The sequence below is a fragment of the Mesorhizobium ciceri biovar biserrulae genome, assembly GCF_001618845.1.
GTDB lineage: Bacteria > Pseudomonadota > Alphaproteobacteria > Rhizobiales > Rhizobiaceae > Mesorhizobium > Mesorhizobium ciceri.
In genome coordinates, this window is the sequence record NZ_CP015064.1 from 2,336,181 (window position 1) to 2,353,110 (window position 16,930).

Annotated in this window: 19 protein-coding genes and 1 pseudogene; 11 read left to right on the forward strand and 9 right to left on the reverse strand. The window is 63.1% G+C overall.

Annotation, left to right across the window (positions count from 1 at the left end):
- The first annotated feature begins 1 nt into the window (after position 1).
- The 4 genes and pseudogenes from A4R29_RS10590 to A4R29_RS35020 form a co-directional block, all read left to right on the forward strand.
- A complete protein-coding gene (locus A4R29_RS10590) occupies positions 2-889 on the forward strand; it encodes an MBL fold metallo-hydrolase (RefSeq protein ID WP_063173642.1) in 888 nt (295 codons plus the stop codon).
- A complete protein-coding gene (locus A4R29_RS10595; RefSeq protein WP_063171873.1) occupies positions 886-1,899 on the forward strand; it encodes a fumarylacetoacetate hydrolase family protein in 1,014 nt (337 codons plus the stop codon). The genes A4R29_RS10590 and A4R29_RS10595 overlap by 4 nt, the downstream gene beginning before the upstream one ends.
- 4 nt (positions 1,900-1,903) lie before the next feature.
- Complete coding sequence (locus tag A4R29_RS10600; protein WP_244506943.1) at positions 1,904-2,116, forward strand: hypothetical protein; 213 nt, start codon at positions 1,904-1,906, stop codon at positions 2,114-2,116.
- A gap of 81 nt (positions 2,117-2,197) precedes the next feature.
- Positions 2,198-2,293, forward strand: a pseudogene (locus A4R29_RS35020) (DinB family protein); the annotation flags it as partial.
- 27 nt (positions 2,294-2,320) lie between these two features.
- Here A4R29_RS35020 and A4R29_RS10605 read toward each other — a convergent pair.
- From A4R29_RS10605 to hppD, 3 genes are all read right to left on the reverse strand, one after another.
- On the reverse strand, positions 2,321-2,695 hold the full coding sequence (locus tag A4R29_RS10605) for a type II toxin-antitoxin system VapC family toxin (protein ID WP_013532314.1): 375 nt from the start codon (positions 2,693-2,695) through the stop codon (positions 2,321-2,323).
- The gene (locus A4R29_RS10610; protein WP_395316750.1) at positions 2,692-2,907 is read right to left on the reverse strand and encodes a type II toxin-antitoxin system Phd/YefM family antitoxin; all 216 of its coding nucleotides are present in this window, start codon (positions 2,905-2,907) and stop codon (positions 2,692-2,694) included. Before A4R29_RS10610 ends, A4R29_RS10605 begins: the two co-directional genes overlap by 4 nt.
- Positions 2,908-2,981: 74 nt before the next feature.
- Positions 2,982-4,094: a 4-hydroxyphenylpyruvate dioxygenase gene (gene hppD, locus A4R29_RS10615; protein ID WP_063171874.1), complete on the reverse strand. Its 1,113-nt coding sequence runs from the start codon at positions 4,092-4,094 to the stop codon at positions 2,982-2,984.
- A 138-nt stretch (positions 4,095-4,232) separates the two neighbouring features.
- Here hppD and A4R29_RS10620 point away from each other — a divergent pair, with 138 nt between their 5' ends.
- On the forward strand, positions 4,233-4,700 hold the full coding sequence (locus A4R29_RS10620) for an Lrp/AsnC family transcriptional regulator (protein WP_013532311.1): 468 nt from the start codon (positions 4,233-4,235) through the stop codon (positions 4,698-4,700).
- A gap of 77 nt (positions 4,701-4,777) precedes the next feature.
- Here A4R29_RS10620 and A4R29_RS10625 read toward each other — a convergent pair whose 3' ends face one another.
- From A4R29_RS10625 to aztA, 4 genes are all read right to left on the reverse strand, one after another.
- Positions 4,778-5,116 carry a protein tyrosine phosphatase family protein gene (locus tag A4R29_RS10625; protein WP_013532310.1) on the reverse strand — a complete coding sequence of 113 codons (339 nt, stop codon included), beginning with the start codon at positions 5,114-5,116 and terminating at the stop codon, positions 4,778-4,780.
- A gap of 150 nt (positions 5,117-5,266) precedes the next feature.
- A complete protein-coding gene (gene aztC, locus A4R29_RS10630; protein WP_013532309.1) occupies positions 5,267-6,208 on the reverse strand; it encodes a zinc ABC transporter substrate-binding protein AztC in 942 nt (313 codons plus the stop codon).
- A 27-nt stretch (positions 6,209-6,235) separates the two neighbouring features.
- A complete protein-coding gene (gene aztB / locus A4R29_RS10635) occupies positions 6,236-7,111 on the reverse strand; it encodes a zinc ABC transporter permease AztB (protein WP_063171875.1) in 876 nt (291 codons plus the stop codon).
- Complete coding sequence (gene aztA / locus A4R29_RS10640; RefSeq protein WP_013532307.1) at positions 7,111-7,917, reverse strand: zinc ABC transporter ATP-binding protein AztA; 807 nt, start codon at positions 7,915-7,917, stop codon at positions 7,111-7,113. Before aztA ends, aztB begins: the two co-directional genes overlap by 1 nt.
- A gap of 227 nt (positions 7,918-8,144) precedes the next feature.
- Between aztA and A4R29_RS10645 the strand changes: the two genes are divergently transcribed.
- A complete protein-coding gene (locus A4R29_RS10645) occupies positions 8,145-8,489 on the forward strand; it encodes a RidA family protein (protein ID WP_024505595.1) in 345 nt (114 codons plus the stop codon).
- 44 nt (positions 8,490-8,533) lie between these two features.
- On the opposite strand, the gene hutC is transcribed toward A4R29_RS10645, so the two are convergent.
- Together hutC and A4R29_RS10655 are read right to left on the reverse strand one after the other, a co-directional pair.
- The gene (hutC, locus tag A4R29_RS10650; RefSeq protein ID WP_082827373.1) at positions 8,534-9,271 is read right to left on the reverse strand and encodes a histidine utilization repressor; all 738 of its coding nucleotides are present in this window, start codon (positions 9,269-9,271) and stop codon (positions 8,534-8,536) included.
- Positions 9,268-10,620, reverse strand: a complete 1,353-nt coding sequence (locus tag A4R29_RS10655; protein WP_063171877.1) for a formimidoylglutamate deiminase — start codon at positions 10,618-10,620, stop codon at positions 9,268-9,270. Before A4R29_RS10655 ends, hutC begins: the two co-directional genes overlap by 4 nt.
- 98 nt (positions 10,621-10,718) lie before the next feature.
- Here A4R29_RS10655 and hutI point away from each other — a divergent pair, with 98 nt between their 5' ends.
- The 5 genes from hutI (at position 10,719) to A4R29_RS10680 (ending at position 16,681) form a co-directional block, all read left to right on the forward strand.
- Positions 10,719-11,954, forward strand: a complete 1,236-nt coding sequence (hutI, locus tag A4R29_RS10660; protein WP_063173643.1) for an imidazolonepropionase — start codon at positions 10,719-10,721, stop codon at positions 11,952-11,954.
- The gene (gene hutH, locus A4R29_RS10665) at positions 11,951-13,492 is read left to right on the forward strand and encodes a histidine ammonia-lyase (protein ID WP_063171878.1); all 1,542 of its coding nucleotides are present in this window, start codon (positions 11,951-11,953) and stop codon (positions 13,490-13,492) included. Before hutI ends, hutH begins: the two co-directional genes overlap by 4 nt.
- Positions 13,492-14,310: an N-formylglutamate deformylase gene (gene hutG, locus A4R29_RS10670; RefSeq protein ID WP_063171879.1), complete on the forward strand. Its 819-nt coding sequence runs from the start codon at positions 13,492-13,494 to the stop codon at positions 14,308-14,310. Before hutH ends, hutG begins: the two co-directional genes overlap by 1 nt.
- 27 nt (positions 14,311-14,337) lie before the next feature.
- The gene (gene hutU, locus A4R29_RS10675) at positions 14,338-16,008 is read left to right on the forward strand and encodes a urocanate hydratase (RefSeq protein ID WP_063171880.1); all 1,671 of its coding nucleotides are present in this window, start codon (positions 14,338-14,340) and stop codon (positions 16,006-16,008) included.
- Positions 16,009-16,093: 85 nt separating this feature from the next.
- Entirely contained in the window at positions 16,094-16,681 is a 588-nt protein-coding gene (locus A4R29_RS10680) for a HutD/Ves family protein (RefSeq protein ID WP_063171881.1), read from the forward strand.
- Positions 16,682-16,930: the final 249 nt, after the last annotated feature.

A 16,930-nucleotide genomic window follows, 5' to 3' on the forward strand; every position in this document is an offset into this window, starting at 1 on the left:
AATGCCGGATCGGCTGGTGCTTTTGGGCTCGAAGGGTGGCCCGGCATTGCGGCCGGGTGGTCCATGGCCGAGTTCGTCGCTGCTGCAGATCGGCGGCCGCAGCATCGTCGTCGACTGCGGCCTTGGCGTGACGCGTGGTCTGGTCGATGCCGGCATCAGCCTGAAGTCGCTCGACCTGATCTTCATCACGCATCTGCACTCCGACCATGTGCTGGAACTGGGGCCGCTGATCCACACCGCCTGGACGGCGGGCCTCGCGACGCCCGTCGGCGTGTTCGGCCCGCCCGGCACCGGTCATTACTGGCGGCGCTTTTGCCAGGCGATGGAGTTCGACATCGAGATCCGCATCGTTGACGAAGGCCGGCCGGATATTCGCGATCTGGTGTCGATCAGCGAATTCGGCGAAGGCCAGGTGGTCGCGCAGGGCGGCTTGACGGTTTCGGCGCTGCGCGTCGAGCATCCGCCGGTGACCGACTGTTTTGCTCTTCGCTTCGAGCATGGTGCCAAAAGCGTCGTGTTCTCCGCCGATACGGCCTTTTATCCGCCGCTCGCCGATTTTGCCCGAGGCGCCGACATCCTCGTCCACGAGGCAATGCTGGAAGAAGGCATCGAGCGACTGGTGGCCAGGACCGGCAATGGTGCGCGGCTCAGAGAGCATCTGCTCGCCAGCCACAGCTTTGCCGAAGAGGCCGGCAGCATCGCAAGCGATGCCGGCGTGAAGAGATTGGTGCTCAACCACCTCATTCCGGCCGACGATTCTTTGATAGGCGAGGCCGACTGGACTGCCGCCGTCAGGAAAACTTGGAACGGCGACTTGACGATCGCCCGCGACGGTCTTGTTGTGGGCTTAAGCAGCGCCAAAGCTGCAGCAGGAGAGGAAACCGTATGAAGCTTGCCACATTGAAGGACGGGACGCGCGACGGGAAACTCGTCGTCGTCTCGCGCGACCTGACACGCTTCACCGACGCCTCGTTCCTGGTTCGCACGCTGCAGGCGGCGCTCGACGACTGGCGGCGCATCGCCCCGCATCTCGCGACAATAGCGGAATCGCTTGAGAACAATGCGATGCCGGCGGAGCGCTTCCACGAACATGACGCCCATTCGCCGCTGCCGCGTGCCTATCAATGGGCCGATGGCTCGGCTTACGTGAACCATGTCGAGCTGGTGCGCAAAGCGCGCGGCGCCGAGATGCCGGCGAGCTTCTGGACCGACCCGCTGATCTACCAGGGCGGCTCGGATTCTTTCATTCCGCCACGTGATCCGATCCGCACGGCTGACGAAGCCTTCGGCATCGACATGGAGGGCGAGGTCGCTGTCATCGTCGACGATGTGCCGATGGGTGCAAGCCTCGAAGAAGCAAAGGCAGCGATCCGACTGGTCATGCTGGTCAACGACGTTACGTTGCGCGCGCTCACCGGACCGGAACTGGAGAAAGGTTTCGGTTTTTTCCAATCAAAGCCGTCCTCGGCGTTTTCACCGGTCGCTGTGACGCCGGACGAACTGGGTGATGCCTGGGACGGCGGCAAGGTCAGCCTGCCGCTGCTTACCGATCTCAACGGCAAGCCGTTCGGCCGCGCCAATGCCGGTATCGACATGACCTTCGACTTTCCTGCGCTGATCGTTCATGCAGCAAGGACACGGCCATTGGCCGCCGGCACGATCATCGGTTCCGGCACCGTCTCCAACAAGCTCGACGGCGGGCCGGGCAAGCCTGTCTCGGCCGGTGGCGCCGGCTATTCCTGCATCGCCGAACTGCGCATGATCGAAACCATTGTGTCGGGCGAAGCCAAAACGCCATTCCTGCGCTTCGGCGACACGGTGCGCATCGAGATGAAGGACAAGGCTGGGCATTCGATCTTCGGTGCCATCGAACAGAAGGTCGAGAAATACGAGAGGTAAGGGCATGACGGGGGGCTATCTGCTGGCTGGTGTCTGGGCACTCGCCATACTGGCGGTCTTCATCCAGGCGATCCGGCTGAGCTATCGCATCGAGGCGCGATCGCCCGACCTGACCAACCGCAGCGGCTTTCCGCGCAAGGCGATGATGTTTTCCACACCATCACCAACATGGACGTCGCGCGGGACGCGGAAACGCAGAGCATGCGTCGGCGTATGAACTGGTTGCTGCTGATCGTTCTTGCTGGATTTGCCGTTATGTGGGCGGGCTTGTATCTGTCGCGGTCAACCGGATGACGTGATGAGCCTGCCCGACTACCCGCGCAGCATGGCCGGCAACAATCTCTGGTCGAACGACCGACTCTACCGCGCGGTATTGTCCCTTCAGCCCGGCGAAAGAGGTCAAGCGGCTGGGCTTGGGCGATCAGGCCAATACGACGTCATAGGCTGAAAATTGCCGATCCGCGGAGACCAACGTCAGGCCTTCAATTTGGGTCTGCGCAATAAGCAGGCGGTCGAAGGGATCGCGGTGGTGAAGCGGCAGATGTTCAAGTCTCGCCGCGTGTAGTTCGTTTACGCCGAGAATCGGAATCCCGTTCGATCGCAGGATGTCCACGATGTCGCCTGTGAGCGTCACTTTGCCGAGCGATTTCTTGATGGCGATCTCGGCCACCGAGACGGCGCTGACGATCACATCCTTGCCTGTGAGAAAGATATCGCGATGATGATCCGAAAGACGTGAATCGGCGTTGAGTACCCAAAGCAGAATATGGGTATCGACCAGATATCTGCGGCTCATTTAATATACTCGTCCCATTCGGGACCGAGTTCATCAAAATCATCCGATATCCAAATCTGGCCTTTCAGGGCGCCAAGCAAGCCTTTGCTCCCACCAGCCCGAACGGGAGCGCTCAAGGTTGCGACAACCTCTCCATGTCGGGTCAGATGGATCTCTTCGCCAGCCTGGGCACGTTTCACCAATTCGGAAAGCTGAGCCTTCGCTTTTGCCATGGGGATATTCATAGATGACCTCTTATGACCAGAATTTAGGTCATAACTGGCCGGGCCGCAAGTGAGTTCGATGGCTATTCCGCCGCCTGAACCTTGATCACCCCGCGCTTGATCTGGTCCTGTTCGATCGATTCGAACAGTGCGCGGAAATTGCCTTCGCCAAAACCTTCGTCGCCCTTCCTCTGGATGAACTCGAAGAAGATCGGCCCGATCACGGTTTTCGAAAAAATCTGCAGCAGGATCTTGGTCATGCCGCCGTCGACGACGCCTTCGCCGTCGATCAGGATGCCGTGCTTCTTCATCCGCTCGATCGGTTCGTCATGGCCGTTCACGCGGTCATACGACATGTCGTAGTAGGTTTCAGGCGGGCCGGGCATGAACTTCAGCCCGTTCTCGGCCAGTCTGTCGGTGGCCTCGTAGATTTCGTCGGTGCCGACGGCGATGTGCTGGATGCCTTCGCCATTGTACTTCTTCAGGTACTCGGCGATCTGGCTAGTCTCGTCCTTGGACTCATTGAGCGGAATGCGGATCTTGCCGCAGGGCGAGGTGATGGCGCGGCTGACCAGGCCGGTGATCTTGCCGTCGATGTCGAAGAAATGGATCTGCTTGAAGCCGAACAGGTTGCGGTAGAAATCCCACCATTTGTCCATCTGGCCGCGATAGACATTGTGGGTCAGGTGATCGAGATAGTAGAAGCCGACGCCTTCCGGCCGCGGGTCGCGCGCACCCAGCCACTCAAACTTGGCGTCATAGGCCGAGCCCTTCTTGCCGTAGGTTTCGATGAAATAGAGCAGCGAGCCGCCAATGCCCACGATCGCCGGCACGTCCAGCGCCTTGTCGGCACCTTCGTAAGGTGTGGCACCCTTGGCAACGGCATGATCGAAGGCGTGTTTGGCGTCGACCACCCGCCAGGCCATCGAGGCGGCGCAAGGGCCGTGCTTGTCGACGAACTTCATCGCATGCGAGCCGGGTTCGGCATTGACGACATAGTTGATGTCGCCCTGGCGCCAGACGGTGATGTCCTTCGTGCGGTGCTTGGCCACCGCGATATAGCCCATGCGGGTGAACAGCTCAGCCAGCTTTTGCGGCTCCGGATGCGCGAATTCGACGAACTCGAACCCATCGGTGCCGGCCGGGTTGTCCTTGCTGATCCTGGCGGGCGGGGCGTCGTGCGGGAAGGGACCCATAATATTCCTCCGAAAGCTGGCCTGGCCTGAAAAGGCGATTTGACACGATGATAACGCGGAGGAGGCGCACGGTGCTTGCATTCAAACGCTTGAAATGATGATGTCATGCGTGAAGCGTGCATGATGTAAGGGAAAGCCATGGATGAGGCGCGCATTGACCAGTTCGACCGCAAGATAATGGCACTGTTGCAGGGTGATGCGCGGCTGACCAACAACGATCTTTCGGAGCGGGTGAACCTGTCGGCGTCGCAATGCTCGCGCCGCCGTCAGCGGCTGGAGGAGGACGGCTTCATCAGGGGCTATCGCGCCGTTCTCGACCGCGACAAGCTCGGTTTTTCCCTGGTCAACGTCATTTCGGTCACGCTCGCCACCCACAATCGCGACAATGCAAGGCGCTTCGGCGAACTGGTGGCGCGGCTGCCCGAAGTGCAGGAAGCGCACGCGCTGACCGGCGAGATGGACTACATCCTGAAAGTGGTGACGCCGGATCTCAAATCATTGTCGGAATTCGTCAACGGCGTGCTACTGCCGCACGAATCCGTGCAGCACGTGAAGACGGCGATCGTGCTGGAGACGCTGAAGGAAACCGGCGCGCTGCCGATTTAATCTGAGCGGATATCATTGATACGTCGGCAGGCCAGAGGGGGTGTGAAGGATCGCCAGCCTAATGACGGAAGGGCCGTTCAACCCTTCGACTGCTGGATCAGTCCATAGAGATTGGTGCAGCGGGCGCCGGAACGGCAATAGGCGAAGACCGGGCCGTCGAGTTCCTCGAGCGCTTCGGCCTGATCCTCGACATTCTCGGCCGTGATCTGGCCGCTGATCACCGGAATGTAGCGGAAGGCGAGGCCTGCGGCTTCGACCGCTGCCCCGACGGTGTCGGCAGAAGGCTGGCCCGGCTGTTCGTCATCGGGCCGGTTGCAGATGACGCTCTTGAAGCCGGCTTTCTTGATGGCGGCGACGTCTTCGGGCTGGATCTGGCCCGAAACCGAATAGTCCTCGCTGATTTCGCGGTATTCCATGGCAGCATCCTCGCAAACTGGTCAGGTGGCAGTCTTGCCACTCCCCGACATGGGCGGCAATCCGTGCCGAAGGATTTCTCTGCCAAATAGACATTGCGTGCCAGAAAATCCAACCGGGCCGATGCGGCCCGGCTGGGCAATCCTTCAAACTCAGCTGCCGAGAATAGCGCCTTTGATCTGACGGATGTTGTTGTGCATCATGTCGATATAGGTCGCGGCCGGGCCGTCGGGCTGCGACAGCGCGTCCGAATAGAGCGTGCCGCCGACTTTGATGCCGGTTTCGCTGGCGATCTGCTCGATCAGGCGCGGGTTGGTGATGTTCTCGACGAAGATCGCAGCCGCCTTGTCCTGCTTCACCTGATTGACCAGCTTGGCAACGTCTGCGGCGGATGGTTCGGAGTCGGTCGACACCCCTTGCGGGGCGAGGAAGGTCAGGCCGTATGCATGTTCGAAATAGCCGAAGGCGTCGTGCGAGGTGATGACGACGCGCTTGCTCTCCGGGATCGAGGCAATTGCCGCTTTCACTTCACCTTCGACCGCATCAAGCTTCTTGGTGTAGGCGGCGGCATTGGTCTGATAGCTGACGCAGCCTTCCGAATCGGCCGCGCAGAAAGCCTCGGCGATGTTCTTCACATAGATCCTGGCGTTGGCAATCGACTGGAATGCGTGGGGATCGGTGACCGTCTTGCCGCCGCCGGTGCCGGCACCTTCGGCCGCGTCGGCATCGGCGAATTCAGGCTTGAAATCGATCGGCGTCACGCCCTTGGTCAAGGTGATGATCGAGGCCTTGGTGGCACTGGCATCGACCAGCCGCTGCAGAAAGCCTTCGAAATGCAGGCCGTTGACCAGCACGATGTCGGCCTTGGCCATGGCCACCGCATCGGCCGGGCTCGGCTCGTAGACATGGGCATCGCCATCCGGCCCGACGATGGTGGTGACATCGATGCGGTCGCCGCCGACATTTTTGGCGAAATCGGCAATGACGGTGAAGCTGGCGACCACTTTCAGCGGTGCCGCGAAGGCCGACGATGCGCCAAAGGCGGTTAATGTTATAACGCTCATCGCCAGGGCGGCATGGATGGATTTCAGCATAGAGGGGTCTCCTTCTAGGGGCGGGGATCAGGCCGTTCTGTGACGGTGATGGATGATGCGTGCGCGCAGGATGCCGCGCGTGCCAAACAGGATCGAGGCGAAATAGACGACGCCGGCCGACAGGATGATGGCCGGGCCGGATGGCAGCGAGGCGTGATAGGACAAAAGCAGCCCGGCGACGCAGGATGCGAAGCCGATCAGTACGGCCAGCACGCACATCGGCTCGACGCGAACCGTCCAGAAGCGGGCGGCCGCGGCCGGCAGCATCATCAGCCCAACCGATAGAAGCGTGCCGAGCGCCTGGAAGCCGCCGACGAGGTTGAGTACGACAAGGCCGAGGAAGATGAAATGCACCGGGCTGCCGAGCCGGCTGACCGAGCGCAGGAACAGCGGGTCGAGGCATTCGGCGACCAGCGCCCGCCAGAAGATGGCGAGGCTGGCCAGCGTCACCGCGACGATGCCGCCGATCAGCGTCAGGGCCTCGTCATTGAGCGCCAGCACGGTGCCGAACAGCACATGCATGAGATCGACGCTGGAACCGCGGATCGACACCATCAGCACGCCGATGGCGAGCGAAATCAGGTAGAAAGCCGCCATCGAGGCGTCTTCGCGCTGGATGGTGAAGCGCGAGACGGCGCCGGCGCCGAGCGCGACGATGACGCCGGCGATCAGGCCGCCGATGGTCATCGGCAGGATTTCCAGCCCATAGAACAGGAAGCCGGCGGCTGCACCGGGCAGGATTGCGTGCGCCATGGCGTCGCCCGACAGGCTCATGCGCCGCAGCATAAGGAAGACGCCGATCGGGCAGGCGCCGAGCGACAGCATCAGCGAGCCGATCAACGCCCGCTGCATGAAGGCGAAATCGGCGAAGGGCGCGATGACTAGGCCGTAAAGCATGTCCATCAAGCAGCCCTCGGTCCGACGCCATGTTGGTGATCGTGATCGTGGCCATGGTGATCGTGACCATGAGCGTCCTCGCCCGGCTCGCACCAGGGTGCATTTTCTTCCCAGGCCTCGTGAAAACGGCGGGCGCGCAACAGATTTTCAGGCTTCAGCGTTTCCCGGGTTTCGCCCCAGGCGATCGGCTGGCGGGCCAGAAGCAGCGTTTCGGGGAAATTCTGCCGCACCAGATCCAGATCGTGGACGACGACCATGATGGTGCGTTCCTCGCCATGCCAGTGCTTGATCAGCGCAATGAGGTCGCCGACCGTCTTGGCGTCGACGGCGTTGAAGGGTTCGTCGAGCAGGATGAGGTCGGCGTCCTGCAGCAGGACACGGGCAAACAGCGTGCGCTGCAGTTGGCCGCCCGACAGCGTGTCGATCGGCCGCTTTTCAAAACCGCCGAGGCCCACCGCCATCAGCGCCTTGCTGACGTCATCGCGATCTTCCTTGGTGTAGCGGCCAAGCAGGCCGCGCCGTGGCCACAGGCCGAGCGAAACCAGATCCACCACCCGCGCCGGAAAGGAGCGATCGAGCTCCGATTGCTGCGGCAGATAGGCGGCACGTACACCGGGCGCGCGGATAACCTCGCCGGCCATTGGCTTCAGGACGCCGACAATGCCTTTCATCAGCGTCGATTTGCCGGAGCCGTTGGCGCCGACCACAGCGGTCAACGAGCCCTTGCGGATGGTGCCGTCGAGATGATGGATCGCCGGATGGCTGCCGTAGCCAAGCGTCAGGTCGCGGAATGTCAGGCAGGTATTTGTCATTCTGCGATCCGTAGGCGGCGAAATCCGGCTGCTGGCAGCGGCCGATTGGATATGTGATGTTATTACATTAGTCAACAAGCCAATCCGGCGGAATTGCGACGGCAGGGTCAACTTGCCGTGTGTGCACATCCATATGCCGTTGGCCCAAGGGGATTCGACCTGGCGACCTTGCCCCAAGCCGGTCGCGACTCTAAAGAAGCGCAACCGCCACAGGAAGGAACCATCCAATGAGCATTCGTCGCATCGATGTCGGCCCGCGCATGAGCCAGATCGTCATCCATGGCAATACCGTCTATCTGGCTGGTCAGGTCGGCCAGCCGACCGGCAACGTCGCTTCGCAGACCAGGGACATCCTGGCGGCTGTCGACGAATTGCTGGCCAAGGCTGGCTCCGACAAGACCAAGATCCTGCAGGCGATCATCTGGCTGGCCGACATGAGCACCTTTGCCGAGATGAACGCTGAGTGGGACAAGTGGGTGCCGCAGGGCAACACGCCAGCCCGCGCCACCGGCGAAGCAAAGCTCGCCGCCCCGGAATATCTGGTCGAGGTTATTATTACCGCTGCGATTTGAGGCGTTGAAGCTGCCAATCTCCCCCACGTGGGGGGAGGTCAGCCTCACCCCTGCGGCCTGAACCTCGCTACCAGCGTGTGGCTCTCGGCCCCGTAGGTGAAGCGCACATGGGTGACCGGGTGCTCGGCGCTCCACGTCCGTCGCTCGACCACCAGGCAGGGCGCACCGGTTTCTATATCGAGTGCAGCCGCGATATGCCTGTCGGCGGCGACAGCGCGAATCCGGTGCTCGGCTTCGCTCCACGGCACGCGGCCAATCAGCCATGGTCCTGGTGCGGTGGCCACGAATTCCTCGTCCGCTGCCTCGGGCACGGCGGTGAGATTGATCAGCCGCTGTTCATGCGCGAACGGCCGCTCGCCGGCGAAATGACCGCACTCCAGCGCCAGCACCGGTCCGGCCACGCCCAGCTCCAGCAGCGCGCGATCCCCGGCGCTGCTGCGCCTTTTGTGTCGGGCGACGCGCTCGTAGCGATAGGGCAGGCCGAGCGCTTCGACCTCGATGCGGATATCGTGGATTTCCAGCACCGCGGCCTGCGACTGCGGCCGGCGCACAAAGCTGCCTGAGCGGCGGCGGCGCTCGATCAGTCCGGCCTTGGCAAGCTGCGACAGCGCCTTGTTCACCGTCATGCGCGAGCAATTGTATTGCACGCTCAACTCATGCTCGAACGGGATGCGATGACCGGGCGCCCAGGCGCCGGACAGGATTTTCTCGCTGATGTCGGAGAGGATGCGCTGGTGCAGCGAGCCGCCGCCTTCCGCCTCCACAGTGCCGGCCATGCTCATGCCGAAAGCGCCGTCATCACGTTGCGAAAACGCTCAGCGATGGCCTCTCGCTTCACATGCCTGCCGCCGCTAACCTGTTTGCGGCCATGCACCCAGACGCAGTCGACCTTGCTGCCATTGGCGAAGATCCAGGCGTCGAGGATCGCGTCGCCACTCTTGCCGGCCAGCGAGGGATTTTTGGGATCGAGCGAGACAAGATCGGCGGATGCGCCGGCGGCGATCGCGGAAGCACCGGCGCCAAGCGCGACGCTGCCACCGTCGAGCGCGGCGTCGAACAGTGCGCGACCGGTCGAGCCGCCTGCGACCGCCAGCACATTGCGGGCGCGGTGGGCGAGACGCTGCGAATATTCGAGCTGGCGTAACTCGTCGGGCAGGCCGATGAGCACATTGGAATCGGAGCCGACGCCATAGCGGCCGCCATGTTCCCTGAACAGCGGCGCGGCAAAAGTGCCGTCACCGAGATTGGCCTCGGTGATCGGGCATAGGCCGGCGATGGCACCGCTTTTGGCCATGGCAACGGTTTCAGCATCGGTCATGTGGGTGGCGTGGATCAGACACCAGCGCTTGTCGACCTTGGCATGGCCAAGCAGAAATTCGACCGGCCGTGCGCCCGACCAGGCAAGACAATCCTCGACTTCTTTCACCTGCTCGGCAATGTGGATGTGGATCGGCCCGTCCGGCGCTAGGGCAGTCACATCAATCAGTTCTTCCGGTGTCGCGGCGCGAAGGCTGTGCGGAGCGACGCCGACAACAGCCTGATCCAACGCGCGAACCGATTCGCGGCATTTCTCAACAAGCCGCGAGAATCGATTCACATCGTTGATGAATCGCCGCTGGCCTTCGTTTGGTGCGGCACCGCCGAAAGACGAGTGCGCATAAAACACCGGCAAAAGCGTCAGGCCGATGCCTGCCTCGCCGGCCGCGGCCGCAACGCGCTCGGCCATCTCGGCGAGGTTGGCGTAGGATTTTCCATCGCGGTCGTGATGCAGATAGTGAAACTCGCCGACGCGGGAAAACCCGGCTTCCAGCATCTCGACATAGAGTTGTGCTGCAACCGCCTCGACCTGATCGGGTGTCATCGACAGGGCGAAACGGTACATCACCTCGCGCCAGCTCCAGAAACTGTCGGCGGAGGGGCCGCGAAGTTCGGCAAGGCCGGCCATGCCGCGCTGGAAGGCGTGGCTGTGCAAATTGGGCATGCCGGGCAACAGGATCGCGTGACGTTCGTCGCCGGCTGCCGCAGCAGCGCCAGGCTGAACGGCTGTGATGCGTCCCTCGGCCAGGGTAAGCCGCACATTTTCGCGCCAGCCATCGGGAAGGAGCGCCTGTTCCGCAAAGATCGCTGCCACTTTTCTCTCCGGTTCTCTGTGTCTCATGCGATGAAGGCACTTGCAGTGCGTTTCAATATGTATATACATAATCGTCATCGATTGAAACGGAAAAGATGATGGCTGCAAAGAGCAAAAGCCGGGCAGGGGATCTTCGTCTGTGGCGCAATGCGCGGCTGACGACAATGGCCGACGGGTCTGCCGGACTTGGCGTCGTCGAACATGGCGCGGTCGCTGCGCGTGACGGCCGCATTGTTTATGCCGGCCCCGAGTCGGAGCTGCCCCCGACACTTGCCCAGGGCGCCGAGACGGTTGATTGCGAGGGCCGCTGGATCACACCCGGCCTGATCGACTGCCACACCCATCTGGTCCATGCCGGCAACCGCGCCAACGAATTCGAGATGCGGCTGGCCGGCGCCACTTATGAAGAGGTCGCCCGGGCTGGTGGCGGCATAGTCTCCTCGGTCAAGTCGCTGCGCGCCGCCAGCGAGAGCGAACTGGTCACCCAATCACTGCCACGCCTCGATGCGCTGATCGCCGAGGGCGTAACCACCGTGGAGGTAAAATCAGGCTACGGCCTGGACCTCGAAAACGAGAAGAAGTCGCTGCGTGCCGCACGACAGCTGGGCAACCAGCGGCCGGTGACGATCCGCACGACCTTCCTCGGCGCCCACGCGCTGCCGCCGGAAGCCAAGGGTGACAAGGACGCCTTTATCGATCTGGTCGCCAAGGAAATTCTCCCGGCGGTTGCCGCCGAGGGGCTGGCCGATGCCGTCGACGGTTTCTGCGAGGGCATCGCCTTTTCGCCGGAACAGATGGCGCGCGTCTTCGATGCTGCAAAGGCGGCCGGCCTGCCGGTCAAGCTTCATGCCGACCAACTGTCCAATTTGCATGGCGCCGAACTCGCCGCCCGTTACGGTGCGCTGTCGGCCGACCATCTCGAATACACCGATGAGGCAGGTGCAGCGGCGATGGCCAAGGCCGGAACCGTGGCGACGATCCTGCCCGGCGCCTACTATTTCATTCGCGAAACCAAGAAGCCGCCGATCGGCTTGTTTCGCCAGCACGGCGTCAGGATGGCTGTCGCCACCGACAACAATCCCGGCACTTCGCCGCTGACCTCACTGCTTCTGACCATGAACATGGCCGCGACCCTGTTCGGCCTGACCGTCGATGAATGCATTGCCGGCGTCACCCGGGAGGCGGCCCGCGCGCTTGGTTTGCTGGGAGAAACCGGCACGCTGGAAGCCGGAAAATCCGCCGACCTGGCGATCTGGAACATCGAGCGCCCCGCCGAACTCGTCTACCGCATGGGCTTCAACCCGCTGCATGCCCGCATCTGGAGAGGACAATGACCGAACTGACCCTGAAGCCCGGCAATGCGACGCTGGCCGACTGGCGCGCCATCTATCGTGGCGCCGTGCCCAAGCTGGACGATGCCTGCCGGCCGAAAATCAAGGCGAGCGCCGAGGCCGTCGCCAGGATAGTCGCCAAGGGCGAGCCGGTCTATGGCATCAACACCGGCTTCGGCAAACTGGCCAGCGTCCGCATCCCGGCCGAGGATCTCGAGACCTTGCAGCGCAACATCGTCCTGTCGCACGCCGCCGGCGTCGGCGAGCCGATGCCGGTTGCCGTTTGCCGGCTGATGATGGCGCTGAAGCTCGCCAGCCTGGCGCAGGGCGCGTCGGGTGTGCGGCCGCAAACCATCGAGTTGCTGGAAGCGATGCTGGCCAACGACGTCATCCCGGTGGTGCCGGCGCAAGGTTCGGTCGGCGCCTCCGGCGACCTTGCCCCGCTATCGCACATGACGGCGGTGATGATCGGCGTCGGCGAATGTTTTACCCCGCATGGCCGTTTCCCGGCCAAGGTCGCCTTCGTCTCGCATGGACTGGAGCCGGTGGCACTGGGCGCAAAGGAGGGCTTGGCGCTGCTCAACGGCACCCAGTTTTCGACCGCCTATGCGCTGGCCGCCTTGTTCGAGGCCGAAGTGCTCTACCAATCGGCGCTGGTCGCCGGTGCCCTGTCGACCGACGCGGCAAAAGGCTCCGACGCCCCCTTCGATCCGCGCATCCATGTGCTGAGAAAGCATCCCGGCCAGATCGAGACGGCCGACGCCCTGCGCAATCTGATGGCCGGCAGCGCCATCCGTGAATCGCATCGGGTTGGCGACGAACGCGTGCAGGATCCCTATTGCCTGCGCTGCCAGCCGCAGGTCATGGGCGCTGCACTCACCGTGCTGCGCCAGGCGGCCGACACGCTGGGCACCGAGGCCAATGGCGTCACCGACAATCCGCTGATCTTCGCCGAGGATGACACCGCACTTTCCGGCGGTAATTTCCACGCCGAGCCGGTGGCCTTCGCCGCCGACATGATCGCGCTCGCCGTCTGCGAGATCGGCTCGCTGTCGGAGCGCCGCATCGCCATGCTTGTCGATCCGGCACTTTCCGGCATGCCGGCCTTCCTGACGCCCAAGCCCGGCCTGAACTCCGGCTTCATGATCCCGCAGGTGACGGCGGCGGCGCTCGTTTCCGAAAACAAGCAGAAAGCCTATCCGGCATCAGTCGATTCGATCCCCACCTCGGCCAATCAGGAGGACCATGTTTCGATGGCGGCGCACGGTGCGCGCCGGCTGATCGGCATGGTCGAGAACGCCACCGCGGTGATAGGCATCGAATTGCTGGCCGCGGCCCAAGGCTGCGATTTCCACGCGCCGCTGGCCTCGAGCGACGCCCTGGAGGCGGTGCGCAGGCTGGTGCGGGCCGAGGTGCCACATCTCGACAATGACCGCCATTTCCACCCCGATATGGAAAAAGCCATCGCCATGGTGCGCAGCGGTGCGACCATCGAGGCCGCCGGCGGTGTGGCTCTGCCGTCGATTTCCGGAGCGGTGTGATGGCAAGCGCGCCCTGGCTGACGGTCACGCCCGGCGCAGCCCCGTTGCTGGTGTCGATACCACACACCGGCATCGACCTCGCCGGCCTTGAGAATCGGCTGGTCTCGCCCTGGCTCGGCCGCCGCGACTGCGATTGGTGGATCGATAATCTCTATGACTTTGCCGCCGGCCTCGGGGCGACGGTGGTGCACACCGCGATCTCGCGCACCGTCATCGACGTCAACCGCGATCCCTCCGGCGCCTCGCTTTACCCCGGCCAGGCGACGACGGGCCTTTGCCCGACCGAGACCTTCGATGGCGATCCGCTCTATCGCGAGGGCGAAGAACCGGGGCCGTCGGAGATCGACGAGCGTCGCGAGGAATTCTTCGTGCCGTACCATGCCGCCTTGCAGGCCGAGATCGGCCGGTTGCGCGGGCTACACGAAAAGATCGTGCTCTATGACTGCCACTCGATCCGTTCAGTGCTGCCGCGCCTGTTCGAAGGCACGCTGCCGGTTTTCAATCTCGGCACCAATGACGGCAGGAGCGCCGATCCGACGCTGCAGGCGATGGTCGGCCAGATCATGGCCGAAACCGGTGAAACCTTTGTCATCAACGGCCGCTTCAAGGGCGGCTGGATCACACGCCATTTCGGCCAGCCGCAACAAGGCGTGCACGCACTGCAGATGGAACTCTCCAACCGCATCTATATGCGCGAGCCCGATGGCAAGGGCACGCCGGACAATTGGCCGGTGCCCTATGACGCCGAGTTCGCAGCACCGATCCGCGCCACCCTGCGGAAAATCCTCGAGACCGCGACATCCTGGGCGCGTGTCTGACATCAGATCCTCTTATGGAGTGACGCCATGAACAATCCTCGCCACAACATCCGCGAAGTCCGCAGCCCGCGCGGCACCGAAATCAGCGCGCGCTCCTGGCTGACGGAAGCGCCGCTGCGCATGCTGATGAACAATCTCGACCCGGATGTTGCTGAAAATCCCAACGAACTGGTCGTCTATGGCGGCATCGGCCGGGCGGCGCGCACCTGGAACGATTTCGACCGCATCGTCGCCTCCTTGAGGACGCTGGCCGATGACGAGACTTTGCTGGTCCAGTCCGGCAAGCCGGTCGGCGTCTTCCGCACCCATCCGGACGCCCCGCGTGTGCTGATCGCCAACTCCAATTTGGTGCCGCACTGGGCGAATTGGGAAAAGTTCAACGAGCTCGATAAGAAGGGCCTCATGATGTACGGCCAGATGACGGCCGGCTCGTGGATCTACATCGGCACGCAAGGCATCGTGCAGGGCACCTACGAGACCTTCGTCGAGGCCGGCCGCCAGCACTACGGCGGCAATCTCAAGGGAAAATGGATCCTGACCGGCGGTCTCGGCGGCATGGGTGGCGCCCAGCCGCTCGCCGCCGTCATGGCCGGCGCCTGCTGTCTCGCAATCGAATGTAACCCGGACTCGATCGATTTTCGCCTGCGCACCCGCTACGTCGACGAGCGCGCCGAGACGCTCGACGAGGCGCTGGAAAAGATCGAACGCTGGACCAAGGCCGGCGAGGCGAAGTCGGTCGGCCTGCTTGGCAATACGGCTGAGATCGTCCCGGAGATGTTCAGGCGTGGCATTCGCCCCGATATGGTCACCGACCAGACCTCGGCGCATGATCCCATCAACGGCTATCTGCCGAAGGGCTGGACGATGGCCGAGTGGCGCGAGAAGCGCGTCAGCGACCCCAAGGCGGTCGAGAAGGCGGCCCGCGCTTCCATGCGCGAACATGTCGAGGCGATGGTGGCGTTCTGGAACGCCGGCGTGCCGACGCTCGACTATGGCAACAACATCCGCCAGGTGGCCAGGGAGGAGGGGTTCGAGAACGCCTTTGCCTTCCCCGGCTTCGTGCCGGCCTATATCCGTCCGCTGTTCTGCCGCGGCATAGGTCCCTTCCGCTGGGCAGCTCTGTCGGGCGATCCGGAAGATATCTACAAGACCGACGCCAAGGTGCGCGAACTGACGCCCGGCAACACCCATCTGCACAACTGGTTGGACATGGCGCGCGAGCGCATCGCCTTCCAGGGTCTGCCGGCGCGCATCTGCTGGGTCGGCCTTGGCGACCGCCACAGGCTCGGCCTCGCCTTCAACGAGATGGTGGCCAAGGGTGAGCTGAAGGCGCCTGTCGTCATCGGTCGCGATCACCTCGATTCCGGCTCGGTCGCTTCGCCGAACCGCGAAACGGAATCGATGAAGGACGGCTCGGACGCGGTGTCCGACTGGCCGCTGCTCAACGCATTGCTCAACACGGCGTCCGGTGCCACCTGGGTGTCGCTGCACCATGGCGGCGGCGTCGGCATGGGTTTCTCGCAGCACGCCGGCATGGTCATCGTCGCCGACGGCACGCGCGAAGCCGCCAGGCGCCTGGAGCGGGTGTTGTGGAACGACCCGGCGACCGGTGTCATGCGCCACGCCGATGCCGGCTACGAAATCGCCGTCGAATGCGCCAAGGAGCACCAGCTCAACCTGCCCGGCATTCTCGGGTGAGAAACGTCCGGCCGCAGGCAGGCGAAAAGCCGCGGAATCGGCTTTTCGAGTTTCGAACGCCCGTAACCATAGCGGAGGGCTAGGTATGCGCATCCTGCGGGCAGCCGAATACCGGTCGATGCCGTGGAAGAACGGCGGCGGCGTGACGACGGAAATCGCCGTCTCGCCGCCCGGTGCCGGGCTCGACGATTTCGACTGGCGCGTGTCGATGGCGCGTGTCGAATCGAGCGGTCCGTTCTCGCAATTCGCCGGCATCGATCGCACCCTTGCCGTGCTCGAAGGCGAGGGCATCGTCCTCGAGATTGCCGGTTACCCGCCGACGTCTATAAACAGGACGACCGCCCTGTTTTCTTTCCCGGCCGACGTGCAGACCTCGGCCGCGCTGATCGGCGGACCGATCACCGATCTCAATGTCATGACCCGCCGAAGCCGGATGACGCATTCGGTCGAACGCCTGGTGATTTCGGCCCCCGTGGAAATCCGGACTGAAGCCGGCACAACGCTCATCCTGTGCTTGGACGGCGACATCAGTGTGCCCGCCGCTGAACCGGTTCGCCTCGGGCCGCTCGACACGCTGCTGTCCGGGCCGGTCAGCACCGGCCTGCTTGTCCAACCCGCCCATGAGGCAACGCTGTACGTGATCCGGATCCGCGCCATCGCCGGCAACGATTAACGCTTGTTTCCAAACATGATCGCGGTACCGGCGAAATATAGCGTAAGCTGCTGGCGGCATCACGAAAAAGCCTGAATCCTCTCCGCCGATCTGGCTGGCGGGAAGTGGGGTGCTTGTCTTTGAGTTTTGCTGAGAGACGACGCCCTGTCGTGGTGCGGAAACAAACTTTCGGCAAGTGGGGTTTATGCAACCAATTGCATTTGAACCGGTTTTAGGGCCATTGCCGTGGCGGTGACGCCGCTCAGTGCC